Source organism: Streptomyces sp. WAC 04229 (assembly GCF_003947455.1).
In the GTDB taxonomy this organism is placed as follows: Bacteria; Actinomycetota; Actinomycetes; order Streptomycetales; family Streptomycetaceae; genus Streptomyces.
The window spans coordinates 1-24,305 of record NZ_QHJH01000017.1; the positions used below are offsets into that span (position 1 = coordinate 1).

Genomic DNA, 24,305 nt, shown 5'->3' on the forward strand with positions numbered 1-24,305 from the left:
GCCCCCGCCCCTCACCCCGTGTTCCGGGCGATACGCGAGCTAAGGAGCCCGCGATGAGCGACATGATCAGTGCGGATCTGGTCGACCTCGACCTGTCCGCCGACACCAAGGAAGCGGCGGCGCGCGCCCTCGCCGAGCGGATGGCGGCCCGGGGCCGGGTGACCGACCTGGAGGGCTTCCTCGCCGACGTGGCCGCCCGTGAGGCGCAGATGCCGACCGGCCTCGACGGCGGCATCGGCATCCCGCACTGCCGCAGCGAGCACGTCACCGAGCCCACGCTGGCCTTCGGGCGCAGTGCGCGGGGCATCGACTTCGGGGCGGCGGACGGCCCGGCCGACCTGGTCTTCCTGATCGCCGCACCGGCGGGCGCCGACGACGCCCACCTGACGATCCTCTCCTCCCTGGCCAGGCAGTTGATGAACGCCGAGTTCACGGACGCGCTGCGCGCGGTGGGCGACCCCGCGGACGCGGCGGCGCTGATCCGCGGCGAGGAGCCCGCGGCCGACGCCGGCGACGAGGACTCCGCGGCCGCCGGCGACGAGGACTCCGTGGCGACCCCGGCGGCGGCCTCCGCCGGGGCCGCCACGGTCGGCACCGGCGACCGGGAGGACCCCGGGCCGTCCGGGCGCCCCTTCCGGATCGTCGCCGTCACCTCCTGCCCCACCGGCATCGCGCACACCTACATGGCCGCCGAGTCGCTGGAGAACGCGGGCCGCGAGGAAGGCGTCGAGGTCGTCGTCGAGACCCAGGGCTCGGCCGGGTTCGACCGGCTGGACCCCGCGGTGATCGCGGCGGCGGACGGCGTGATCCTCGCCCACGACGTGCCGGTGCGCGAGAAGGACCGCTTCGCCGGGAAGCCCACCGTCGACACCGGCGTCAAGGCCGCCGTCAACCGGCCGGGCGAGCTGATCGGCGAGGTCCGCGGGAAGGCGGCCCGCGGCGAGGCCACGGCGGCCGGGGCGGCGGATCGGTCCGGTTCCGCCGGTGCGACGCCGGTCGAGCGGGGCGGCGAGTCCGGCGAGGGGTACGGGACGAAGCTCCGCAAGTGGCTGATGTCCGGCGTCAGTTACATGGTGCCGTTCGTCGCCGCGGGCGGTCTGCTGATCGCCCTGGGCTTCGCGATCGGCGGCTACGAGATCAACAAGGCGCCCTCCGTGATGGACCACTTCGTGTGGACCCAGGCGGACAGCTGGGCGGCCCTGCTCTTCCAGATCGGCGGGGTGGCCTTCGCCTTCCTCGTCCCGGTGCTGGCCGGCTACATCGCCTACGGCATGGCCGACCGGCCGGGCCTCGTTCCCGGCTTCGTCGGCGGCTCGATCGCGCTGACCATCGACGCCGGTTTCCTCGGCGGTCTGGCGGCCGGTCTGATCTCGGGTGCGGTGGTGCTGGCCATCCAACGGGTGCGCATCCCGAAGGCGTTGCGCGGGATCATGCCGGTGGTGGTGATCCCGCTGATCTCGGCGGCGGTCGTCGGGTTCCTGATGTTCGTGGTGATCGGCAAGCCCATCGCGTCCGCACAGTCGGCGATGACCGACTGGCTGAACGGCCTGTCCGGCGCCAACGCGGTCCTGCTCGGCGCGCTCCTCGGCCTGATGATGTGCTTCGACCTCGGCGGCCCGGTCAACAAGGTCGCCTACACCTTCGCCACCGCGGGCATCGCGGTCGCCAGCCCCAGCGACTCGGCGATGAAGATCATGGCGGCGGTGATGGCGGCCGGCATGGTCCCGCCGCTGGCGATGGCCCTGGCCACCACCGTGCGCGGCCGGCTCTTCAACGCCGCCGAGCGCGAGAACGGCAAGGCCGCCTGGGTGCTGGGCGCCTCCTTCATCTCCGAGGGCGCGATCCCGTTCGCCGCGGCCGACCCGCTGCGGGTCATCCCGTCCTCGATGGTGGGCGGCGCGGTCACCGGCGCCCTGTCGATGGCCTTCGGCGCCACGCTGCGGGCCCCGCACGGCGGCATCTTCGTGGTCCCGCTGATCGGCAACCCTCTGCTCTACCTGGTCGCCATCGCGGCCGGCGTCTGCGTCACCACGGCCCTGGTGATCGTCCTCAAGGGCCTGCGCAAACCGGCGCGGGGGGCGACGGCCCAGGGGTCCGGCGGTGCGGACGCGTCGGCCCCGGCACCCGGGGCGAAGCAGCCGGTGGCCGCGTAGAGCCGGGGCGGCCGGACGCTCCCGCCGTCACCGCTCACCGCTCACCGCTCACCGCTCACCGCTCAGGAGGAGGGCTGCGCGGCCCGTCGCTCCATCGCACGGCGGGCCGCGTCCTCGCTGTCGTAGACCTCGCACATGTGCCGTCCGTCGGGCGTGGCCGTGTGCTCGACCTCCCAGAGAGAGACCTCGGCGCCGTCCCGGAGCAGGAACGCGTGCTCGTAGAGCGAGAACCCGGCCCGGGCGCGGCCCGCGCGGCCGGGACCGCCGAAGGCCTGGATGATCTGGTGCGCGGACGCCGTCGCCAGCAGCTCGGCCAACTCGGATCCCGGCCGGTCCGTGTTCTCCGCCCGGCGCAGCAGCCGACGGGCGTGGTCCGCCGAGGCGTCGGAGACGTAGGCGTGCCGCGGGGCCGGGACCGGGGAGTGGTGCACCTGCACCGGCAGTTCGAAGTCCGGCGTCTCCGGCGGCAGCGCCAGCCGGGAGGTCGCGGTGCGCAGCTCCTCGTCGTCCAGGTACACCTCGTGCTGCGGTTCACCGCCCGGCACGGTGTTGTGGACCAGCTCCCAGAGCGTGAGCGCCGAACCGTCGGCGAGCAGCCAGGTGTGCCGGTACGTCTCACGGTGCAGCCCCGCGCTGTGGTGCGCGGAGTGCAGGGAACCGTCGTGCGCCAGCGCGCAGTCCAGGTGCCGTATCGTCTCGTCGGGCAGTTCGAACGAGTTCAGGGCGCGACCCAGCAGCCGCATGAGGTGCTCCTCCGGAGACTCGGGCGACTCGGGTGGTTCGTACGCTGCCGTCTCGTACGGAACGCTCAAGGTTTCTCCCGGCGTTGCTGCATGTCACCTTGTGGGTGCATACCGTAGCCCCTCGATCGGACATCATGTCCGGGAACCGAGAAAACGTACGCACGAAAAACCGGCGGGCCGCGCGAAAAGTCCCGCACGACCCGACGTTCCGTCAAAATCCGCTGGTCAACAGCCGGTCGGACGACATCCGCCGCAACTTTGCCACCCCGCCCGGCCGTCCCCGTCACCCGCCGTACAGCTCCCCGTACGACGGCCACGCCCCGCCCGGTCCGTCCACCGGCCCGGCGGCCCGGACCGCGCGGACGATCGCACGCGTCACCATGTCCGCGCCCGCCGCCAGCACCTCGTTCAGCGCGAGCGGCTGCCCCTCGGCGAGTGGACGCGCCCCGGTCGCCAGCGCGAACACCGTGTCCCCGTCACTGAGCAGGTGCACCGGCCGAACGGCGCGCGCGATGCCGTCGTGTGCCGTGCCGGCCAGCTTCTGCGCCTGCGCCTTCGACAGGTCGGCGTCGGTGGCGACCACGGCGAGCGTGGTGTTCAACGGCGGCGGTGCGTTCCTCGCCGCGACCTCCGCCAGCCGCCGCCCCGCCGCCGCGTGCACCTCAGGCGCCGGGTACGGGACCCGCCCGCCGCCGAACAGCTCCCCGTACAGCACCCCCGTCTCCGGATCCGTCACCGACCCCGCCGCGTTGGCCACCACCAGCGCCGCCACCGTGATGCCCGAGTCCAGCACGGTGCTCGCGGTGCCGACCCCGCCCTTCAGCGTGCCGACCACGGCCCCCGTGCCCGCCCCGACGCATCCCTGCGGCACCACGGCGCCGGGGGAGTCCGCACTCGCCTGCGCCGCCTCGACGGCCGCCCGTCCGGTGGCGGCGTCCGGCCTGGCCCGGAAGTCGCCGCCGCGCCCCAGGTCGAAGACGCAGGCCGCGGGCACCACCGGCACCACGTGCGCGGGGTCCGGCCCGACGCGCACGCCGCGTCCCCGCTCCTCCAGCCAGGCCATCACCCCCGACGCCGCGTCGAGCCCGTACGCGCTGCCGCCGGTCAGCACCACCGCCTGCACCCGCTGGACCAGGTTGCGCGGATCGAGCGCGTCGGTCTCCTTGGTGCCGGGGCCGCCGCCGCGCACGTCCACGGCCGCCACCGCCCCGGCCTCCGGAGCGAGCACCACCGTCGTCCCCGTGAGCCATCCGTCGCCGCGCCGCGTCGCGTGCCCCACCAGCAGCCCGGCGACGTCCGTCAATGCGTCAACTGTCATACCGCCAGTGTTGTCCACACCGGCGGCCGGGGCGGGCCGCGCCCGGTCAGGCGGCGGACGGCGTCGCGCCCCGCGTCCGCCCGGTGCGCCGCGCGGTCAGCGTCACGCCGGCCGCCACGGCCAGCGCCAGGACGACACCGGCCGCCGGCACCGCCATGTCCCCGAGGAAGGTGCAGCAGATCACCAGCAGCGCGGCGGTCGGCAGCACCAACTGCTCGGCGATGCCCACCTTGAAGTGCCGTGCGTGCAGCGCCCACACCGTGATCAGGTACAGCGCCGTCGGCAGGGTCACCGCCGCGGACGCCGCGAGCGTCGAGATGTGCGCCTTCCCCACGGTCTGCTCCACCGCCACCTCCAGCCCCGCCCCGATCGCGGCAGCCGAGGCGAACACCACGTAGTGGCCGTACCCCCACACGAACGACTCCCTGTTGGTCCGCAGGCGGCTGTGGACGGGGACCACGAAGTAGATCCACCAGGCGGAGAAGACGAGGAGCAGCCCGCCCGCCGCGATCGGCAGCACCTCGCCCAGCGCGTCGTTCTCCTCGATGCCCGACTTCACCGCCACCGTGGCCGCCGCGACGGTCTCGCCGAGCACGATGATCGTGAGCAGCCCGTACCGCTCGGAGATGTGGTGCGGATGCCAGGACGACATGTGCCTGCGCTCGGCGAACACCGGCACGCACAGCTCCAGCACCACCATCGCCAGGTACAGCCAGCCGCGGCCGCCCTCGGGCAGGATGAGCAGTCCCAGCCAGCCGACCTGGCAGACCAGCACGCCTCCCGCGTATCTCAGGGCCATGGCACGCTCCGCCGCCCCGGCCGTGCGCGCCGCCCGGAGCCACTGCACCGACATGGCGATCCGCATGATCACGTAGCCGAGGACGACGGCCACGTAGTCGTGGTCCTCGAAGGCCCGGGAGACGCCCGCCGCCAGCACCAGCACACCGGCCATCTGCACCAGGGTGACGATCCGGTAGAGCACGTCGTCGTTGTCGTAGGCCGAGGCGAACCAGGTGAAGTTCATCCACGCCCACCAGATGGCGAAGAAGATCATCGCGTAGTCGAGAACGCCCTCGCCGGCATGGCCCTCGGCGACCGAGTGCACCAGTTGCACGCCCGCCTGGGCGATGGCGACGACGAAGCACAGGTCGAAGAAGAGCTCCAGCGGCGTGGCGACGCGGTGCGGCTCCTGCCGCCCGCGGGCCTTCAGGCTGCGGACCGGAGGACGGGCGCCGGGCGGCCCCGAGGGCGCGCCCGCGGGCTGGGGACTGGACGTCATGGCTCCCAGCACAGCAGAGACGACGCCGGTCCGCTTGTGGAGCGGGGCCGTACCCTGGACCCATGAGTACCGCCCCCGAACCCGAGCCGCGCGCGCCCAGGCCGGCGCTGGTCTTCGACGACCCGCTGGACCAGCAGACGTCGGACGACACCGACCGCGGCTGGGGCGAGCGGCCCGAGGGCGACAGCGCGGCCGACCTGAAGCGCTTCCTCGACGAGAAGCCGCCGCACCACCTGTGAGGCGCGCGGGCACCCGCCCGCCGCCCGGCGGCTGCCGCTGGCCCTAGGAGCGGTCGGGCCCCGAGCCGCGCCGCGCGACCAGCTCGTCCCGGATCTCCTTGAGTACCTCCAGCTCGGTGACCTCGATGATCTCCTCGGCGCTCTCCTTGGCCCTGCGGCGGGCCTCCTGCCGGGCCAGGTACTTCGCCATGGGCAGGACCATCAGGAAGTAGACGACGGCCGCGGTGATCAGGAACGAGAGTGTGGCGCCCAGCACCGAGCCCCACAGGATCCGCACGCCCGTCGCGGTGTCGCCGGTCCCGGTGCACGGGCCCTTCAGGCAGGAGCTGTAACTGTCCAGGCTCTGCGTGCCGAACGCCCCGATCACCGGGTTGATGACCCCCTTCACCACCGAGTTGACGATGTTGGTGAAGGCGGCGCCGATGACGACCGCCACCGCCAGGTCGATGACGTTTCCGCGCATCAGGAAGGCTTTGAAGCCCTGCCAGAGGCTCGGGTCGCTCTTCTCGCTCACGGTGGACGTTCTCCTCGCTTGAACAGGTGTTGGAATGGAGCGCTCCGCAACCTACGTCAGCGTTGGGCCGTCCTGTCCAATCCGGTCCCACGAACGAGCGACTTGACGGCCTCAGCACAGGGTCACCGCCAACCGCCCCGTGGTACCCGCGCCGACCAGCCGGTGAGCGGTGGCGCGCTCCACCGACACCACGACCAGCGCTCCGCCCGCCGCTCCGTCCACGGGCTCCGGCACCTTCGTCACCCGCGCCCCGCGCGCGACCACGGAGGCTTCGCCGGTGTCCCCGGTCGCGACCACGTCGACGCGGTCGCCCGGACCGAGCAGCCGCACCGTCTCCGCGTCCGCGATCCGTACCGGCGCCGCCACGAGCCGTGGGCCGGGCCGCTCGCGCACCTGGTCGGCCACCGGATGCCCGCGCACCCGCCCCGGATCCGGCCCATCGGCCCCCGGCTGCGGGCCCGCGGCCACCAGCGCCGCGGCGGTGACGGCGAGCCCGGCGGCCACGACGCCTCGCCGGTGCCGGACGAGCCGGCGCAGCCGGTGTCGTCCGCCGCGCACCCGCACCGGGGCGAAGAGGGGCACCTCGCCGACGGGTGGCGCGTCGGTGCCGAGCGGGAACGGGCCGGGGGAGGGGAGGACGGAACGGGACACGGTGACCACCACCTGCGACGAGGGATCGGCTTGCGCTCCCACGATGAGGCTTTTCGCCGGACCCCGCCGAGGCCGGTGGACCACCGCCCGTTTGTGGACAACTCCGCCACCCGAAGGGGACGTTCCGCCTGAACCGGAGCCGCCCCCGTCCCGCGCCGCGGCAGCGCGATCCCCGGATCCATCCCGCCCAGCGCCGCCCCGCACGGGCAGTCCCGCTCCCCGTTCTCCGGCAGCGCGGCCACCGCGTCGAACAGGACGCCCCGCAGCCGGTCCACGTTGGCCGCGAACACCCGCAGTACCTCCTCGTGCGAGACGCCCTCACCGCTCTCGGCGCCGGCGTCCAGGTCGGTGACGAGGGTCAGCGAGGTGTAGCAGAGCTCCAGTTCACGGGCGAGTGCCGACTCCGGGTGACCGGTCATGCCCACCACCGACCAGCCCTGCGCCCGGTGCCACAGGGACTCCGCCCGGGTGCCGAAGCGGGGCCCCTCGACCACGACCAGGGTGCCGCCGTCCACGGCCTCCCAGTCCCTTCCCCGCGCCGCCTTCAGCGCGGCGGCCCGCCCGGTGGGGCAGTACGGGTCGGCCAGCGACACGTGCACCACGTTGGGCACGCTGCCGTCGGGCAGCGGCAGCCCGTCGAAGTACGTCGACGGGCGGGACCTGGTCCGGTCGACGAACTGGTCCGGCACCAGCAGCGTGCCCGGCCCGTACTCCGGACGCAGGCCGCCGACCGCGCACGGGCCGAGGACCTGGCGCGCGCCGACCGAGCGCAGCGCCCACAGGTTGGCCCGGTAGTTGATCCGGTGCGGCGGCAGATGGTGGCCGCGACCGTGCCGGGGGAGGAAGGCGACCCGCCGGCCGGCGATCTCGCCGAGGAAGAGAGAGTCGCTGGGCGGCCCGTACGGGGTGTCCACCTCGACCTCGGTCACGTCGTCGAGGAACGAGTAGAAACCGGAGCCGCCGATCACGCCGATCTCGGCATTCACCTTGTTCGCCATGTCCGCACCCTAACCGGCCCGGGAAACGACGAGGACCCCGTCGTCGTACGACGACAGGGTCTCGTAAGAACCTGCTGCGGCGGGGCTGTTCCCGCGCCCGGCCGGGAGCCTACGCGGCGGTGGTGCTGGAGGAGGAGCTGCCGGAGCCGGAGGACGACGAGGACGAACCCGAGCCGGAGGCCGACGACGAGGACGAACCCGAGTCCGAGGACGAGGAGGACGACGCCCCCGACTTCGACGACGCCGGCGAGCTGCTCGACGAGCTGCCGCGGCTGTCGTTGCGGTAGAAGCCGGAGCCCTTGAAGACGATGCCGACCGCCGAGAACACCTTCTTCAGGCGGCCCTGGCAGTTCGGGCACTCGGTGAGCGCGTCGTCGGTGAACTTCTGCACCGCCTCGAGGCCCTCGCCGCACTCGGTGCACTGGTACTGGTACGTCGGCACTGTCTTCCTCCTGGCACTCTCACTCGATGAGTGCTAACGACGGTCCATAGTGACGTATTCCTCGGGATCAGTCCACTGCGACGGGCTCGCGGTGACCGACGCCACGTGCGACCGTGCGCCCCTGGGGCCGGGAGGCCAGCCGTGAGCGCAGTGCCACCAGGACCGCCAGCGCCAGCACCGTGCCGCCCATCGGCACCAGGAATCCGGCCCCGTCCCGGAACCCGTCCTCCAGCTGTCCGGCGACGGTCACCGCCAGCGCCTGCCCGAGGGCGACGGCGCCGGTCAGCCAGGTGAAGGCCTCGGTGCGGGCCCCGGCCGGGACCAGGCCCTCCACCAGGGTGTAGCCGGTGACGATGGCGGGCGCGACGCAGACGCCGACGAGCAGACCGAGGCCGGCCAGCACGAGCACCGACTGCGCCGCCCACAGGCCGGAGGCGGTCAGCGCGAGGGCGGCGTAACCGATCAGGAGCCGCCGCTGCGGGGCGGCCTTCCAGGCGATGGCGCCGCAGGCGAGGCCGGAGAGCATGTTTCCGGCGGCGAAGACACCGTAGAGGATGCCGTTCAGGCCGGGCTCGCCGATCGACTCGGTGAACGCGGCCAGCGACACCTGCATGCCGCCGAAGACGGAGCCGACGCCCAGGAAGGCGACGATCAGAACGTGCACCCCGGGGACCCGCAGCGCGGAAACGTGCTCCCCGCGCGCGTGCGCGCCGTCGGCCCCGCCGACCTCGGGCTGCGTGTTCTTCTGCGCGGCGAACAGCAGACCGCCCACCAGGGTGAGTGCGGCCTCGGTGACCAGGCCCGCGGCCGGGCCGACGCCCGTGCACAGGGCGGTCGCCACCAGCGGGCCGAGGACGAAGGTCAGCTCGTCGGTGACGGACTCGAAGGCGGCGGCGGTGCTCATCAGGGGGGAGCCCTTGAGCTTGACGCCCCAGCGGGCCCGCACCATCGGCCCGATCTGCGGCACCGACGCACCCGCGGGTACGGCCGCCGCGAACAGCGCCCACAGCGGTGCGTCCGCGAGCGCGAGGACGGTCAGGGCCAGGCCGGAGGCCGCGTGCACGAGAACGCCGGGCAGCAGGACGGCGCGCTGCCCGTAGCGGTCGGCGAGCCGTCCGCTGTAGGGGGCGAACAGGGCCATGGAGACGCCGGTGACGGCCGCGACGGCGCCCGCGACGCCGTAGGAGCCCGTGGTGTGCTGCACGAGCAGCACGATGGAGATCGTCAGCATCGCGAACGGCTGGCGGGCCGCGAAACCGGGGAGCAGGAACGTCCAGGCGCCGCGGGTGCGCAGCAGCTGTCCGTATCCGGGGCGGGCGGAGGCGGACGCGGTGTGCGGCGCTGCCTCCGGCGATTTCTTCGACGGGGTGACCGTGGATGCCACGGCCGTGCCTTTCTGCCGCCTGGTAGCGCGGTCCGCCTCGCGGCTGTCGCCGTGCGGGAGCGCCGAGAGCTGTCCTCTTGCGCGGACTGCGGTAGATGCCGGAGCCCGTGCGGATGAGGGGGCGTGCCGGCCGCCATACGGTCGCGCCAGCTCTGCATCAGACAGAGTTGGTTCGATCAGGTGCCGCACTCATCGTACAGGGATCAAGAGGGGCGCAACCGTGTGAAAGCGAGCACCCCGCACCCGCTCACCGGTGCCGGCCGCCGTTGCCCCCCGTGCCCAGCCAGCCGGCCAGCTTGCCGCCGTGGCCGACCGCGCGCAGTCGTGCCTCGGCCGCGTCGCGGACGGGGTCCGTGGCGACGACGAGGAGCTCGTCCCCGCGCCGCAGTCCCGTCGTGGGCAGCGGAACGAACGACTTCCCCTCGCGCACGACCAGCGTGACCGCGGAGCCGGGCGGCAGCCGCAGCTCGCTGACCTCGACTCCGTGCATCCTCGAGCCCTCGGGGATGGTCACGGACAGCAGGTGTCCGCGCAGCCGCTCCAGGGGCGCCGACTCGATGCCGAGGTCGGCGGCCTCGTCGCTCTTGCCCAGGCGCAGTTTGCGGGCCAGCCAGGGCAGCGTCGGCCCCTGGACCAGGGTGTAGACGACGACCAGGACGAAGACCATGTTGAAGATCCGGCGGCTGCCGTCGACGCCCTCCACCATGGGGATCGTCGCCAGGATGATGGGCACGGCGCCGCGCAGTCCGGCCCAGGACATGAGGGCCTGCTCCTGCCACGGCACCCGGAAGGGCACCAGGCACAGCACGACGCTCAGGGGACGCGCCACCATGGTGAGCACCAGTCCGATGACCAGGGCGGGCAGGATGTCGTCGCCCAGTTCGTGCGGGGTGACCAGCAGGCCGAGCAGCACGAACATGCCGATCTGGGCGAGCCAGCCGAGCCCGTCGGCGAACCCGCGGGTGGCGGGCCAGTGCGGCAGCCGGGCGTTGCCCATCACCATCGAGGCGAGGTAGACCGCCAGGAAGCCGCTGCCGTGCGCCATGGCGCCGGCCGCGTAGGCCGCCACGGCGATGGAGAGGACGGCGATGGGGTAGAGGCCCGAGGCGGGCAGCGCCACGTGCCGCAGTCCCCACGACCCCAGCCAGCCGACCGCGAGTCCGATGGCGGCGCCGATGGCCAGCTCCAGGGCGATCTCGCCGAGCAGCACGTACCAGTGCTCGATCGGGCCGGCCGTGGAGAAGGCGACGACCAGGATGACCACCGGGGCGTCGTTGAAGCCCGACTCGGCCTCCAGGGTGCCCGCTATGCGCGAGGGCAACGGGATCCTGCGCAGCACGGAGAAGACGGCGGCCGCGTCCGTGGAGGACACCACCGCGCCGACGATCAGTGCCTGCCGCCACTCCAGCCCGGTCAGGTAGTGCGCGCCCGCCGCGGTCACACCGACGCTCACCGCGACACCGGCCAGGGCCAGCGCGGAGGCCGCGGGCAGGACCGGTTTGATCTCCTTCCACTTCGTCCCCAGACCACCCTCGGCCAGGATCACGACCAGGGCCGCATACCCGATGACCTGGGTCAGTTCGGCGTTGTCGAAGTGGATGTCGCCGATGCCGTCCTGGCCCATGGCGACGCCGATGGCCAGGTAGACGAGCAGGCTGGGGAGCCCGCTGCGCGAGGAGATCCGTACCGCCGCGACGGCGATGAGCAGGACGAGCGAGCAGACGAGCAGGAGCTGGTTGAGGTGGTGGACAGTCAGCGGCCGTTCCCTTCCCTGGCGCACAGCACGGAATCACAGCGCGGGCGAGTGCGCTCGTTCGGCACGCGAGGCGCACCACCCATGGCACACGAAGCCACCATGCTCTGCGGACAACTACTTCGTTACCTTACCTAACTCTTGACGCTTTCTTGACGCTCGGCTTGGCAAGATCGAACGCCCGTGCGCCGCGGTACCGGACTCCGCGTCAAGGGCGAGCCGGGCCTGCGCCTACAGTTGCTCCAGCGCTCAGTACAAAGCACAGCCCGCCCCTGCCGCTCGTGTTAGGACAGCAAGGACAGCGATGCCCCCCAACACCACCGCCTCCACGGGTCAGCAGCCCGGCACGTCCGGCAGGAAGAAGGGGCGCAAAGGGCGCCTGCTCGTCCTCGTGCTGGTGCTGGCCATCATCGGCGGCCTCGCCTACGGGGCGTACTGGTCCATCAGCACCGTCCGCGCGTCCTTCCCGCAGACCAAGGGCTCGATAACGCTGGACGGCCTGTCGGGTCCGGTCGACGTCAAGCGCGACGGTTACGGCATCCCGCAGATCTACGCCTCCACCGACGAGGACCTGTTCATGGCGCAGGGCTACGTCCAGGCGCAGGACCGGTTCTACGAGATGGACGTGCGCCGGCACATGACCGGCGGGCGCCTGTCGGAGATGTTCGGCGAGAGCCAGGTCGACAACGACGAGTTCCTGCGCACCCTGGGCTGGCACCGGGTGGCGAAGAAGGAGTACGACGAGGAGCTGTCGGACTCCACGAAGAAGTACCTCCAGGCGTACGCCAAGGGGGTCAACGCCTACCTGAAGGGCAAGGACGGCAAGGACATCTCCCTGGAGTACGCCGCCCTCGGCTTCACCAACGACTACAAGCCGCAGGAGTGGACCCCGGTCGACTCGGTGGCCTGGCTCAAGGCGATGGCCTGGGACCTGCGCGGCAACATGCAGGACGAGGTCGACCGCGCCCTGATGACCAGCCGCCTCGGCCCCAAGCAGATCGCCGACCTGTACCCGGCGTATCCGTACGACCGGAACAAGGCGATCGTCCAGGAGGGGCAGTACGACGAGCTGACCCGGACGTTCGACGGCGGCGGCCCGTCCGGCGGCGACGACTCTTCGTCCGGCTCCGGCTCCGGCTCCGGCTCCGGCACGGGCACCGGGACCGGCACGGGCACCGGGACCGGCACGGGCACCGGCACAGGCACCGGCACAGGCACCGGGACAGGCACCGGCACAGGCACCGGCACGGGTACGGGCAACGCCCTCGAAGGCCAGCTGTCCGGCCTCCAGGACGTCCTGGACGACCTCCCCACCGCCGTCGGCGTGAACGGCAACGGCATCGGCTCCAACTCCTGGGTGGTGTCCGGCAAGCACACCATCACCGGACAGCCGCTGCTGGCCAACGACCCGCACCTGTCCCCGTCCCTGCCGTCCGTCTGGTACCAGATGGGCCTGCACTGCCGGACCGTCTCCGCCAAGTGCCAGTACGACGTGTCCGGCTACACCTTCGCGGGCATGCCCGGCGTCGTCATCGGCCACAACCAGCAGATCGCCTGGGGCCTGACCAACTCCGGCGTCGACGTCACCGACCTCTACCTGGAGAAGATCACCGGCGAGGGCTACCAGTACGACGGCAAGGTGGTGCCCTTCGAGACGCGGCGGGAGACCATCAAGGTCGCCGGCGGTGAGTCCAAGACCATCGTCGTGCGCGAGACCAACAACGGTCCGCTCCTGTCCGACCGCGACAGCGAACTGGTGCAGACCGGCAAGCGGGCCACCGTCGACACCGCCGCCCCCGACCGCGGCGACGGCTACGGCGTCGCGCTGCGCTGGACCGCGCTCGACGCGGGCAACACGATGGACTCCGTCTTCGCGATCGACCGGGCCAAGGACTGGGACGACTTCCGCGAGGCCGCCACCCTCTTCGACGTGCCCTCGCAGAACCTCGTCTACGCCGACAGCGAGCACATCGGCTACACCCTGCCGGGCAAGATCCCCGTGCGCGCCAAGGGCCACGACGGTTCGGTCCCGGCGCCGGGCTGGAGCTCCAAGTACCGCTGGACCGGCGAGTACATCGACCAGGACGAGCTGCCCTACGAGTACGACCCCGAGCGCGGCTACATCGTGACCGCCAACCAGGCCGCCGTCGGCGAGGACTACCCGTACACGCTGACCACGGACTGGGGCTACGGCACCCGCAGCCAGCGCATCACCTCCCTGATCGAGCAGAAGATCAAGGACGGCGGCAAGATCTCCACCGACGACATGCGCCAGATGCAGCTGGACAACAGCAGCGAGATGGCCAAGCTGCTCGTGCCCCAGCTGCTCAAGATCGACGTCGGCGACAAGGACGTCCGCGAGGCGCAGAAGCTGCTGGAGGGCTGGGACTACACCCAGGACGCCGACTCGGCCGCCGCCGCGTACTTCAACGCCGTCTGGCGCAACGTCCTCAAGCTGGCCTTCGGCAACAAGCTCCCCAAGGAGCTGCGGGTCAAGGGCCAGTGCCTGTGGGTCGACCCGGTCAACACCACCGGGCCCGCGGACGAGGTCGACAAGGTCCGCGAGTGCGGGCGGCGCGACGCCGACCAGGCCCAGCCGGACGGCGGCGACCGCTGGTTCGAGGTGGTCCGCACCCAGATGCAGAACCCCAAGAGCGACTGGTGGACCACGCCGGACTCCGGCGCCCGCGACGGCGCCGAGAACAACCGGGACGACCTGTTCAAGCGGGCCATGATCGACGCCCGCTGGGAGCTGACCGCCAAGCTCGGCAAGGACATCGACACCTGGAACTGGGGCCGGCTGCACCGCCTGTTCCTGAACAACCAGACCCTGGGCACCGAGGGCCCCGGCTTCGTGAAGTACGCCCTCAACCGCGGCCCGTGGAAGCTCAGCGGAGGCGAGGCCGCGGTCAACGCCGCCGGCTGGAACGCGGCCGGCGGCTACGGGGTGGTGTGGGTGCCGTCCATGCGGATGGTGGTCAACCTCGGCGACCTCGACAAGTCCCGGTGGATCAACCTCACCGGAGCCTCCGGACACGCCTACAGCGCCCACTACACCGACCAGACGGACAAGTGGGCCGACGGTGAACTGCTGCCGTGGGCCTTCTCCAAGAAGGCGGTCGACGAGAGCACGAGCGACACCCTGGTGCTCAAGCCGTAACGGCACCGCCCGCGCGGGAAGCGGCCCGCGCGGGCGTCAGCGGAACCTGCGCACCCCCGACGGCGTCACCACCGCGTCCACCGGCCGGTCGTGCGGCTCGGCGGGAACGTGCGCGACGACCTCACGGTCGTACAGCAGCACCAGCAGCGCGGGACGCGAGCCCGACCGCTCCAGGCGGGCGAGCACCCGGTCGTACGATCCGCCGCCGCGCCCCAGCCTGAGGCCCCGCTCGTCCACCGCCACCCCCGGCAGCAGCACCACGTCGGCCTCCGTCACCGCGTCCGGCCCCAGGCGGGCACCGGCGGGCTCGAACAGGTCCATCCGCCCGCCGTGCCGCACACGCGCGAGGGAGTCCGTCCCGGTGTACTCGCCCCAGTCCAGGTCGTTGTCCGGCAGCAGGGCGGGCAGCAGGACGCGCACGCCCCGCGCGCGCAGCGCATCCAGCAGCGCGAGGGTGCCCGGCTCGGCGCCCACGGAGACGTACGCCGCCACGGCGCGCGCCCCCGCGACCTCCGGCATCCCGAGTGCCCGCGCGGCCAGCGCGTCCCCCGATTCCCGCACGTCATCGGCCGTCAAGCTGTTCCTCACCGCGAGGGTCTCCCGCCGCAAGGTCCGCTTGTCGGGTCGGCCCGCGGGGCGGATCTGTGGCAATGCTCACTCCCGTATTCGCTCTAATGCGCTCATACGAGCGCCGGTGGTTCCGGGGCACAGTTTCTCCCCATAGTCACCGGATATGGTGGCGCGCATGACTCAGTCCCACCCCAGGATCAGCAAGGCTGTCATCCCCGCAGCCGGGCTCGGTACCCGGTTCCTGCCGGCCACGAAATCCACTCCCAAGGAGATGCTGCCGGTCGTCGACAAGCCGGCGATCCAGTACGTGGTCGAAGAGGCCGTGTCCGCGGGCCTCGGCGACGTCCTCATGGTCACGGGCCGAAACAAGCGCCCCCTGGAGGACCACTTCGACCGCAACTACGAACTGGAGTCCGCCCTCCAGAAGAAGGGCGACGCGGGCCGGCTGGCCAAGGTCCAGGAGTCCAGCGACCTCGCGATGATGCACTACGTCCGCCAGGGCGACCCCAAGGGCCTCGGCCACGCCGTACTGTGCGCCGCCCCGCACGTCGGCCACGAGCCCTTCGCGGTCCTCCTCGGCGACGACCTGATCGACCCGCGCGACCCGCTCCTCCAGCGCATGATCGACGTCCAGGAGCAGTACGGCGGCAGCGTGATCGCCCTCATGGAGGTCGCGCCCGAGCAGATCCACCTCTACGGCTGCGCGGCGGTGGAGAGCACCCGGGACAGTGACGTCGTCAAGGTCGGCGGACTGGTCGAGAAGCCGGACCCGGCCGACGCTCCGTCCAACTACGCCATCATCGGCCGCTACGTCCTCGACCCCCACATCTTCGACATACTCCGCAAGACCGAGCCCGGCCGCGGCGGCGAGATCCAGCTGACCGACGCCCTCCAGCAGCTCGCCGAGGACGAGACCGTCGGCGGTCCCGTGCACGGCGTCGTCTTCAAGGGCCGCCGCTACGACACCGGTGACCGGGGCGACTATCTGCGGGCCATTGTCAGACTCGCATGCGAACGTGAAGACCTGGGCCCGGACTTCCGGACCTGGCTTCGCAGTTACGTAGCCGAGGAGATGTAACGACGTTGAGCAGCGCGCCCCGTGACACCGGACACGACCACGCCATCGCGGACGCCGGTCCGGACCGGCTGTGGTCGGTGCAGGACCACCTGGACGACGTCCTCGCCACCGTCCGCCCCCTGGAACCCATCGAGCTGAACCTGCTCGACGCCCAGGGGTGCGTCCTGGTCGACGACGTCACGGTGCCGCTGTCCCTGCCGCCCTTCGACAACAGCTCCATGGACGGGTACGCGGTGCGGGTCACCGACGTCGCGGGCGCCAGCGAGGAGTTCCCCGCCGTCCTGGAGGTCGTCGGGGACGTCGCCGCCGGTCAGGCCGACCCGCTCTCCGTCGGCCCCGGCCAGGCGGCCCGCATCATGACCGGCGCCCCGCTGCCGCCCGGCGCCGAGGCCGTCGTCCCCGTGGAGTGGACCGACGGCGGGCTCGGCGAGGGTCCGGTCTCCGGCATGCGGGCCCGCAGCCTGGCCCCCGAGGGCGCCGAGGGACAGGTGCACGTCTACCGGCCGGCCGAGTCCCGCGCCCACGTCCGCGCCAAGGGCAGCGACGTCCGCTCCGGCGACCGCGCCCTGGAAGCGGGCACCGTCCTGGGCCCGCCGCAGATCGGCCTGCTCGCCGCGATCGGCCGGGGCAAGGTCCGGGTCCGCCCGCGCCCGCGCGTGGTGGTGCTCTCCACCGGCAGCGAACTCGTCCAGCCCGACGAGCAGCTGGCCTCCGGTCAGATCTACGACTCCAACAGCTTCGCCCTCACCGCTGCCGCCCGGGACGCCGGCGCCATCGCCTACCGGGTGGGCGCCGTCGCCGACGACGCCGAGACCCTGCGGGCCACCATCGAGGACCAGCTCGTGCGGGCCGACCTGATGGTCACCACCGGCGGCGTGAGCGTCGGCGCCTACGACGTGGTCAAGGAGGCGCTGGCACACGTCGGCGACGAGGACGAGCCGGGCAGCGGCGTGGACTTCCGCAAGCTCGCCATGCAGCCCGGCAAGCCCCAGGGCTTCGGCGCCATCGGCCCCGACCACACCCCGCTGCTCGCCCTGCCCGGCAACCCGGTGTCGTCGTACGTCTCCTTCGAGCTGTTCGTCCGCCCCGCGATCCGCACCCTCATGGGCCTGCCCGACGTCCACCGGCCGACGGTCACCGCGACCCTGTCCGCGAAGAAGGCGCTGACCTCGCCGAGGGGCCGCCGCCAGTTCCTGCGCGGCACCTACGCCGACGGCTCGGTCACCCCGGTCGGCGGCTCCGGCTCCCACCTGATCGCCGCCCTCGCGCACGCCGACGCCCTGATCGTCGTCCCCGAGGACACCGAGTCCGTCGAGCCGGGCGCCGACGTCGAGGTGGTCCTGCTCGGCTGACCCCGCCCGGTTGCCGGTACCGTGTCGCGCACAGCAGGCCCACGCGCCGCACCGCGCCGGGCCAGGACCGGGAGCGCCACACAAGCATGAGTACGCAGGACCGAACCCCGAACGGCGGACGGGACCCGCAAGGCCGGCTGACACACATCGACGAGGCGGGCGCGGCCCGGATGGTCGACGTGTCCGGCAAGGACGTCACCGCACGCACCGCGCGCGCCAGCGGGCGCGTCCTCGTCGCCCCCCGCGTGGTGGAGCTGCTGCGCGGCGAGGGGGTCCCCAAGGGCGACGCCCTGGCCACCGCGCGGATCGCGGGCATCATGGGCGCCAAACGCACCCCGGACCTGATCCCGTTGTGCCACCCGCTGTCGGTCTCCGGTGTGAAACTGGACCTGTCGGTCGCGGACGACGCCGTGGAGATCATCGCCACGGTGAAGACGACGGATCGCACGGGCGTCGAGATGGAGGCGCTCACCGCGGTCACCGTCGCCGCGCTCACCGTGATCGACATGGTCAAGGCGGTCGACAAGGGAGCGGTCATCACGGACGTGCGGGTGGAGGAGAAGACGGGCGGCAAGTCGGGCGACTGGAGCCGGTCATGACACACGACGCGTCGAGCGGAGGTGCCCTCGGCGCCTCGTACCGCGCCCTGGTGGTCACCGCCTCCAACCGGGCCGCCGCCGGGGTCTACGAGGACAAGGGCGGCCCACTGATCGCCGACGGCCTGCGCCGGTTCGGCTTCGCCGTGGACGGACCGCAGGTCGTTCCTGACGGCGACCCCGTCGAGGCCGCCCTGCGCGCGGGCGCCGAAGCCGGCTACGACGTGATCGTCACGACCGGCGGCACCGGCATCTCGCCCACCGACCGCACCCCCGAGGCCACCCGGGCGGTGATCGGCCACGAGATCCCGGGCATCGCGGAGGCGATCCGGGCGTACGGCCGGGACAAGGTGCCCACCGCGGCACTCTCCCGGGGCCTGGCCGGAGTGGCGGGCGGCACGCTGATCGTCAACCTGCCGGGCTCCTCCGGCGGGGTGAAGGACGGCCTCGCCGTGCTGGAGCCGCTGCTGATCCACGCCGTCGACCAGCTCCGGGGCGGCGACCACCCGAGACCCGCCAGTGGTGGGGGTGCGAGCTGAACAGCCCATCCTGGCCCGCGGAGCTGAGGGACGGCGACATCGTCCTGAGGCCGATCAGGCTGCGCGACCAGCGGGCCTGGCGCGAGGTCAACCGGCGCAACCGCGACTGGCTGCGCCCCTGGGAGGCCACCATCCCGCCGCCCGGTCCCGGCGGCCCGCTCGCGCACCGGCCGACCTACCGGCAGATGGTGCGGCACCTGAGATCGGAGGCGAACGCGGGGCGGATGCTGCCGTTCGTCATCGAGTACCAGGGGCGGCTGGCCGGGCAGCTGACGGTGGCCGGCATCACCTGGGGCTCGATGTGCTCCGGCCATGTCGGCTACTGGGTGGACGAGTCGGTGGCCGGGCGCGGCGTGATGCCGACGGCCGTGGCGATGGCCGTGGACCACTGTTTCCGCACCGTCGGACTGCACCGCGTCGAGGTCTGTATTCGCCCCGAGAACGCGCCCAGCCGCCGGGTGGTGGAGAAACTCGGATTCCGCGAGGAGGGGCGCAGGCCGCGTTATCTCCACATCGACGGCGCGTGGCGCGACCATCTCGTCTTCGCGCTCACCGCGGAAGAGGTGCCGGAGGGTCTGCTGAGGCGCTGGCACCGGTCACGGGACCGGAGTGCGCCGAACACCGGGAATTGAATAAACGTTCGAAAATGACCGACCGGTGATCGTCCGAAGCGGAGAATTTCGCGACTCTGACGGTCTGCTGATCGCATCGATCACAAGAAAAGTTCGAAATATCAGCCAGATCGTGCGACACACCGGCCCAATTGGCGGATGGCCTCACGGAAACCCCTCTACCGTGTGAGGCGTGAGCAGCAGCGGCCTCATCTACGCAGTCATTGTCGGGGCCTGGGCCGCCTACTTGGTGCCGATGTGGCTCCGTAGGCAGGACGAGCTGAACGAGGCCCGTCCGACGGAACGCTTCAGCACCGCCATCCGGCTGCTGTCCGGACGGGCGGGCATGGAGCGCCGGTACGCCAAGGACCTGCGGTCGCGCCCCGCCGACGAGGCGGAGCCCGACGCCGACGCCCCGGACGCCGTCACCGACTCGGTGGACGTCCGGGCCTTCGCCGTGTCCCGGACCCGACGGCACACCCGGCCCACCCCACCGCAGCACACCGCGGAACGGCCCGAGAAGGCACGCCCGGAGCAGGGCGCACCCGCGCAGGGCCCCAGATCCGGAACGTCCCCGGAACACCCGGGCCGCACCACCGGCTCCGGCGCCGCAGCGGCGCGGGCGCGGGTCCCGCAGGCCCGCCGCGCACCCGTCTCCGCCGAGGCCGCGGCCCGCGCCCGGCGCACCAAGGTCCTCGCACGCCGCCGCCGCACCACCGTGATGCTGTTCCTGGCCTTCACGCTCGGCTCGGTCGTCGCGGCGGTCGGCGGACTCGCCTTCCTGTGGGCGCCCGGCGTGCCCGCACTGCTGCTCAGCGCCTACATCGCCTACCTGCGCACGCAGGAACGCCGCCGGTTCGCCTTCCAGATGGACCGCCGCCAGGCCGAGGCCGCCGCGCAGCGGCTGCGCGACCGCGGTCCCCGGCCACCGGGCAGGCGCACGCCCGCCGACCCCGTCGGTGCCGTCGGCGATCCCGACGCCGAGGAACTCGACGAAGGACCCGAGACAGAGGCCGACGCCGGACTCTCCGCGCTCGCCGCGGACCGGCGGGCACTGGTCGAGCAGACCGACCACGCCGAGTGGGTCGACCAGCAGCGCGAACCCCGCGGGCGCCCCCGCGGCGACAGCTGGGACCCGGTACCGGTGCCCCTGCCCACCTACGTCACCGCACCGGTCGCCCCGCGCGCCACGCCCGACGTGGACCTCGCGGCGCCCGACACCTGGAGCTCGGCCCGCTCCAGCGCCGTCACCCCTGAACAGGAGGACGCGGTGCCCGCCCCCGCGCCGGACCGCCCCGCCGATCCCGCCGAGGACCGCGCGGAGACACCGGCCCGCAGCGACGCCCGCCGCGCCGCCTCCGCCCGCCGGGCCCGGGAGCGCGGCCGCACACCGCTCTTCGACCAGTACGAGGACGGCGGCCGCCCCCGCGCCGCCAACGAGTAGACCCGCCTGGTGGACCCGTCAGGGGCCGTCCCGTCGCGGTCCCGGAACGGATTTTTGAGCAGGCCGGTCGGGGTGCTAAAGTTTCACTCGTTGCAAGGGCCTGTGGCGCAGTCTGGTAGCGCACCTCGTTCGCATCGAGGGGGTCTGGGGTTCAAATCCCCACAGGTCCACGCACATTGTCGAAGGTCCCGCCCGGTCGTCACGACCGGGCGGGACCTTCGTCGTTCCCCGGACCACCCGGGCGTGCCCGAGACGGATCCGTGATCGTCCGCCGCGCAACCCTCTCCCTCACCTGTGGGTCATCTGTGCGCGGTGTCACACCAGTGGCACCTTCCTGTCCTCACGGGAACGGAAGAGAAACACCATGAGACTCAGCACCCCGCACTCGCCCTTGGCGCGCGCGGCAGTGGCCGGGGTGGCCGCCGCCGGGCTCGCCGCGAGTGCCCTGGCCGGCGTCGCACACGCCGCGGACGACCAGGCACCGCTCCCCGTCACGCTCACCGGTCCCGACAAGGTGGACCTCGCGCTGGACGGGGCTGAGGGCGAGCCGGGGGAGCCGCAGATCCGGCTGGGGCTCACCGGCCCCGGGGAGTACGACCCCGACAGCGGCACCGAGCCGGAGCCGGTCCCCAACGACGGCTACAAGGTCACCATCGACGCCACGGCGCTGGGCGGCTTCGCCAAGGTCCGGCTGCCGCAGTGGTGCGAGGCGGACGGGCTCGTCGCCGTCTGCGAGGAGAACACCCTCTACCCCGGCGACTCGTACAACCCGAGCTGGTCCGTCCGCCTCGACCTCAAGGACACCGCCGAGGCCGGCGACTTCGGCAGGATCAAGGTGACCGGAGAGGGCGCGGGCCTGGCCTTCAACGAGCACACCGTCGACGTGCTCGTCGGCGGGCCCGAACTGCTCAAGAAGAAGCTCCCCGCCGAACCCGAGGGCTTCCGGGCCGGCGACACCTACGAGGCCCCGCTCGGCTTCCGCAACGTCGGCAGCATGTCCGCCGACGGCGTCGTCCTGCGCTTCGGCGGCTCGCGCGGCCTGTCCTTCCCCGACGAGTACGACAACTGCTCGTACGCCGAGGAGAACAAGGACAACCTGATCCGCTATCAGAAGGTCGCCCTGTGCACCTTCGAAGGCGAGTTCCTGCCGGGCGCGGCCTACGACCTGAGCGAGCCGATCCGCGTGCGGACCGCGGACTTCGCGCTCGGCGACATCTTCCACTACGGCTTCGACGCGGTCGGCGCCAAGGAGGCCGGCGCGCTGAGGTCCGGCGCCGACTACCGGCAGGGCACCGGCCGGACGCTCACCCTCGAGCCGGCCGGGAGCGGTGACGCGTCCCACTACGCGAAGTACGCCGAGATCGACCTGCCCACCCGGAACACCTACGACCTCGACCTCACCGGTGCCCGCGTCGCGGGTGCCCAGGGGGAGACCGTCACCGTCGGCATCGGCCTGAGCAACCACGGTCCTGCCTGGATCGGGGCACTGCGCTCGGGAGGCGAGCCGCTGGGCTTCACCGTGCAGATCCCGGAGGGCGCGAGCGTCGTGGACAGCCCCTGTCGTCCCGTCAACGACCGGACTCCGTCGCAGTACCGCTGCTGGGCCGACACCCCGTTCCTGGAGGACGACCGGCGCGACTACAGCTTCAAGCTGCGTATCGACAAGGTCGTCGAAGGCGCCAAAGGCAAGATCTCGCTGCCGGAATGGGACGACCCCCGTGAGGGTGACCCGTCCAACGACACCGGCTGGATCGTGCTGAACGGCACCGGCGACGAGGAGACGCCGGGCGACACCGGCGGCACCACGGGCGGTACCGGCAGCACCGGAGGCGCGGGTTCCACGGGCGGTACCGGGACGGCCGGCGGCTCCGGTTCCGCCGGGGGCACCGGCACCACGGGCGGCTCCGCGAGCACCGGCGCTACGACCGGTGGCCAGTCGCCCCAGGGCGGAGACGGCGGCCTGCTGGCCTCCACGGGCTCCCCGGCCCTGCTCGCCTCGGCCGGAGCGGCGCTGGCACTCGCCGCCGGCGGCGTCCTGTTCGCCGTCGCCCGCCGCCGCAGGGCGGCCGGCGTCCGCTGACGGCCTAGGGGGCCTGGAGAGCCTTCGCGTAGCAGAGGCTCTCCTCGTGGAAGCGGTAGTAGCCGAACTTCGTGCACGGCTCGTACCCGCTGGACAGGTAGAGGGCCACGGCCTCCGGCTGCTTCGTGCCCGTCTCCAGCACCATCCGGGTCCGGCCCGCCGCACGGGCGTCCTCCTCCAGGGCGGCCAGGATGCGGCGGGCCACCCCGCGGCCACGCACCTGTTCTATGACGAACATCCGCTTCAGCTCGGCGTCCCCGTCGAGGTTCCCCTCGTCGTTGGCGTCCTGGCCGCGCCAGCCGCCCGAGGCGACCGGGACACCGCTCTCGTCGTACGCGACCAGGTAGAGGCCGTTCGGTGGCGCGAAGTCCGAGGCGTCCAGATGCGTGGCGTCGCCGCCGTCGCCGTAGCGGAGGTCGTACTCGGCCTGGACCTCGTCGTTGAGCTTGACGGCGTCGGGGTGGTCGAAGGCGACCCGGCGAATGTTCATGCTACCTACCGTATATTAATGCGAGATCCGGGATCGGGGCACCGTCCAGTGTGCCGGTATCGTGCCCTGGTGCTCACCGTGACCTCCGTGAATGTGAACGGTCTGCGCGCCGCCGCGAAGAAGGGCTTCGTGGAGTGGCTCGCCGACACCACCGCCGACGTGCTGTGCCTCCAGGAGGTGCGGGCCGAGCCCCAGCAGCTGCCCGAGCACGTCCGTACGCCCGACGGCTGGCACGTCACGCACGCGCCGGCCGCCGCCAAGGGCCGGGCCGGCGTCTCCCTCTACACCCGCCGCGAGCCCGACGCCGTCCGCGTCGGCTTCGGCTCGGCCGAGTTCGACGGCAGCGGCCGCTACGTCGAGGCCGACCTGCCCGGTGTGACGGTCGCCTCCCTCTACCTCCCCTCCGGCGAGGTCGGCACCGAGCGCCAGGACGAGAAGGTCCGCTTCATGGGCGAGTTCCTCGCCTACCTCAAGGAACTGCGCGAGCGCGCCGCCGCCGAGGGCCGCGAGGTCGTCGTCTGCGGCGACTGGAACATCGCCCACCGCGAGGCCGACCTGAAGAACTGGCGCGCGAACAAGAAGAACTCGGGCTTCCTGCCGGAGGAACGGGACTGGCTGAGCCGCGTCCTCGACCCGGCGGAGGGCGGCTACGTGGACGTCGTGCGCGCCCTGCACCCGGACGCCGAGGGGCCGTACTCGTGGTGGTCGTACCGGGGGCGGGCCTTCGAGAATGATGCCGGGTGGAGGATAGACCTCGCCGTGGCGACTCCTGGGCTCGCCCGACGCGCGGTCAAGGGGTACGTGGAGCGGGCTGCCAGCTACCAGGAACGCTGGTCGGATCACGCTCCGGTTACGACAGTCTTCAATCTCTGAGGAGAAGCATGGCGGGACGAGCCGATCCGGCGAATCCC

21 protein-coding genes, 1 tRNA gene and 1 pseudogene are annotated in these 24,305 nt (G+C 72.4%); 12 read left to right on the top strand and 11 right to left on the bottom strand.

Going from position 1 to position 24,305, the window contains the following annotated elements; genetic code table 11:
* Window positions 1-53 precede the first annotated feature (53 nt).
* Window positions 54-2,153, top strand: a complete 2,100-nt coding sequence (locus DMH12_RS07445) for a fructose-specific PTS transporter subunit EIIC (protein WP_125490763.1) — start codon at window positions 54-56, stop codon at window positions 2,151-2,153.
* Between the two features lie 62 nt (window positions 2,154-2,215).
* Here the strand turns inward: DMH12_RS07445 and DMH12_RS07450 are convergent, their stop codons facing one another.
* From DMH12_RS07450 to DMH12_RS07460, 3 genes are all read right to left on the bottom strand, one after another.
* On the bottom strand, window positions 2,216-2,965 hold the full coding sequence (locus DMH12_RS07450; RefSeq protein WP_185832190.1) for a DUF6227 family protein: 750 nt from the start codon (window positions 2,963-2,965) through the stop codon (window positions 2,216-2,218).
* A 214-nt stretch (window positions 2,966-3,179) separates the two neighbouring features.
* Window positions 3,180-4,214, bottom strand: coding sequence for a P1 family peptidase (locus DMH12_RS07455; RefSeq protein WP_125490765.1), 1,035 nt, complete (start codon window positions 4,212-4,214; stop codon window positions 3,180-3,182).
* Between the two features lie 46 nt (window positions 4,215-4,260).
* Window positions 4,261-5,493 (bottom strand): low temperature requirement protein A, encoded by a 1,233-nt coding sequence (locus tag DMH12_RS07460; RefSeq protein ID WP_125490766.1) that lies wholly within the window; start codon window positions 5,491-5,493, stop codon window positions 4,261-4,263.
* Between the two features lie 62 nt (window positions 5,494-5,555).
* On the opposite strand from DMH12_RS07460, the gene DMH12_RS07465 reads away from it, so the two are divergent.
* A complete protein-coding gene (locus DMH12_RS07465) occupies window positions 5,556-5,732 on the top strand; it encodes a hypothetical protein (protein WP_122617522.1) in 177 nt (58 codons plus the stop codon).
* 43 nt (window positions 5,733-5,775) lie between these two features.
* Here DMH12_RS07465 and mscL read toward each other — a convergent pair whose 3' ends face one another.
* The 6 genes and pseudogenes from mscL to DMH12_RS07495 form a co-directional block, all read right to left on the bottom strand.
* Window positions 5,776-6,246 carry a large conductance mechanosensitive channel protein MscL gene (gene mscL / locus DMH12_RS07470; protein WP_125490767.1) on the bottom strand — a complete coding sequence of 157 codons (471 nt, stop codon included), beginning with the start codon at window positions 6,244-6,246 and terminating at the stop codon, window positions 5,776-5,778.
* Between the two features lie 111 nt (window positions 6,247-6,357).
* The gene (locus DMH12_RS07475; RefSeq protein WP_125490768.1) at window positions 6,358-6,828 is read right to left on the bottom strand and encodes a hypothetical protein; all 471 of its coding nucleotides are present in this window, start codon (window positions 6,826-6,828) and stop codon (window positions 6,358-6,360) included.
* A 227-nt stretch (window positions 6,829-7,055) separates the two neighbouring features.
* Window positions 7,056-7,895: pseudogene (locus DMH12_RS07480) on the bottom strand (S-methyl-5'-thioadenosine phosphorylase); the annotation flags it as partial.
* Window positions 7,896-8,004: 109 nt separating this feature from the next.
* Entirely contained in the window at window positions 8,005-8,337 is a 333-nt protein-coding gene (locus DMH12_RS07485; RefSeq protein WP_125490769.1) for an FmdB family zinc ribbon protein, read from the bottom strand.
* A gap of 67 nt (window positions 8,338-8,404) precedes the next feature.
* On the bottom strand, window positions 8,405-9,721 hold the full coding sequence (locus DMH12_RS07490; RefSeq protein WP_125490770.1) for an MFS transporter: 1,317 nt from the start codon (window positions 9,719-9,721) through the stop codon (window positions 8,405-8,407).
* 247 nt (window positions 9,722-9,968) lie between these two features.
* On the bottom strand, window positions 9,969-11,501 hold the full coding sequence (locus DMH12_RS07495) for a potassium/proton antiporter (RefSeq protein WP_125490771.1): 1,533 nt from the start codon (window positions 11,499-11,501) through the stop codon (window positions 9,969-9,971).
* A 277-nt stretch (window positions 11,502-11,778) separates the two neighbouring features.
* Here DMH12_RS07495 and DMH12_RS07500 point away from each other — a divergent pair, with 277 nt between their 5' ends.
* A complete protein-coding gene (locus DMH12_RS07500) occupies window positions 11,779-14,634 on the top strand; it encodes a penicillin acylase family protein (RefSeq protein ID WP_125490772.1) in 2,856 nt (951 codons plus the stop codon).
* Between the two features lie 36 nt (window positions 14,635-14,670).
* Here DMH12_RS07500 and DMH12_RS07505 read toward each other — a convergent pair whose 3' ends face one another.
* Window positions 14,671-15,285: a 5-formyltetrahydrofolate cyclo-ligase gene (locus DMH12_RS07505; RefSeq protein ID WP_125490773.1), complete on the bottom strand. Its 615-nt coding sequence runs from the start codon at window positions 15,283-15,285 to the stop codon at window positions 14,671-14,673.
* Between the two features lie 94 nt (window positions 15,286-15,379).
* On the opposite strand from DMH12_RS07505, the gene galU reads away from it, so the two are divergent.
* The 8 genes from galU (at window position 15,380) to DMH12_RS07545 (ending at window position 22,904) form a co-directional block, all read left to right on the top strand.
* Entirely contained in the window at window positions 15,380-16,282 is a 903-nt protein-coding gene (galU, locus tag DMH12_RS07510) for a UTP--glucose-1-phosphate uridylyltransferase GalU (RefSeq protein ID WP_125490774.1), read from the top strand.
* Between the two features lie 5 nt (window positions 16,283-16,287).
* Window positions 16,288-17,634 carry a gephyrin-like molybdotransferase Glp gene (gene glp, locus DMH12_RS07515; RefSeq protein ID WP_399186813.1) on the top strand — a complete coding sequence of 449 codons (1,347 nt, stop codon included), beginning with the start codon at window positions 16,288-16,290 and terminating at the stop codon, window positions 17,632-17,634.
* Window positions 17,635-17,720: 86 nt separating this feature from the next.
* Window positions 17,721-18,233, top strand: a complete 513-nt coding sequence (gene moaC / locus DMH12_RS07520) for a cyclic pyranopterin monophosphate synthase MoaC (protein ID WP_125490775.1) — start codon at window positions 17,721-17,723, stop codon at window positions 18,231-18,233.
* Complete coding sequence (locus DMH12_RS07525) at window positions 18,230-18,769, top strand: molybdenum cofactor biosynthesis protein B (RefSeq protein WP_125490776.1); 540 nt, start codon at window positions 18,230-18,232, stop codon at window positions 18,767-18,769. The genes moaC and DMH12_RS07525 overlap by 4 nt, the downstream gene beginning before the upstream one ends.
* On the top strand, window positions 18,766-19,401 hold the full coding sequence (locus DMH12_RS07530; protein WP_185832196.1) for a GNAT family N-acetyltransferase: 636 nt from the start codon (window positions 18,766-18,768) through the stop codon (window positions 19,399-19,401). The genes DMH12_RS07525 and DMH12_RS07530 overlap by 4 nt, the downstream gene beginning before the upstream one ends.
* A gap of 172 nt (window positions 19,402-19,573) precedes the next feature.
* On the top strand, window positions 19,574-20,824 hold the full coding sequence (glpR, locus tag DMH12_RS07535) for a gephyrin-like molybdotransferase receptor GlpR (protein WP_125490777.1): 1,251 nt from the start codon (window positions 19,574-19,576) through the stop codon (window positions 20,822-20,824).
* A gap of 96 nt (window positions 20,825-20,920) precedes the next feature.
* A tRNA-Ala gene (locus tag DMH12_RS07540) sits at window positions 20,921-20,994 on the top strand.
* 194 nt (window positions 20,995-21,188) lie between these two features.
* A complete protein-coding gene (locus DMH12_RS07545; RefSeq protein WP_125490778.1) occupies window positions 21,189-22,904 on the top strand; it encodes a hypothetical protein in 1,716 nt (571 codons plus the stop codon).
* A 4-nt stretch (window positions 22,905-22,908) separates the two neighbouring features.
* Here the strand turns inward: DMH12_RS07545 and DMH12_RS07550 are convergent, their stop codons facing one another.
* Window positions 22,909-23,394, bottom strand: coding sequence for a GNAT family N-acetyltransferase (locus DMH12_RS07550; RefSeq protein WP_125490779.1), 486 nt, complete (start codon window positions 23,392-23,394; stop codon window positions 22,909-22,911).
* 69 nt (window positions 23,395-23,463) lie between these two features.
* On the opposite strand from DMH12_RS07550, the gene DMH12_RS07555 reads away from it, so the two are divergent.
* Window positions 23,464-24,267 (top strand): exodeoxyribonuclease III, encoded by an 804-nt coding sequence (locus DMH12_RS07555; protein ID WP_185832191.1) that lies wholly within the window; start codon window positions 23,464-23,466, stop codon window positions 24,265-24,267.
* Window positions 24,268-24,305 lie beyond the last annotated feature (38 nt).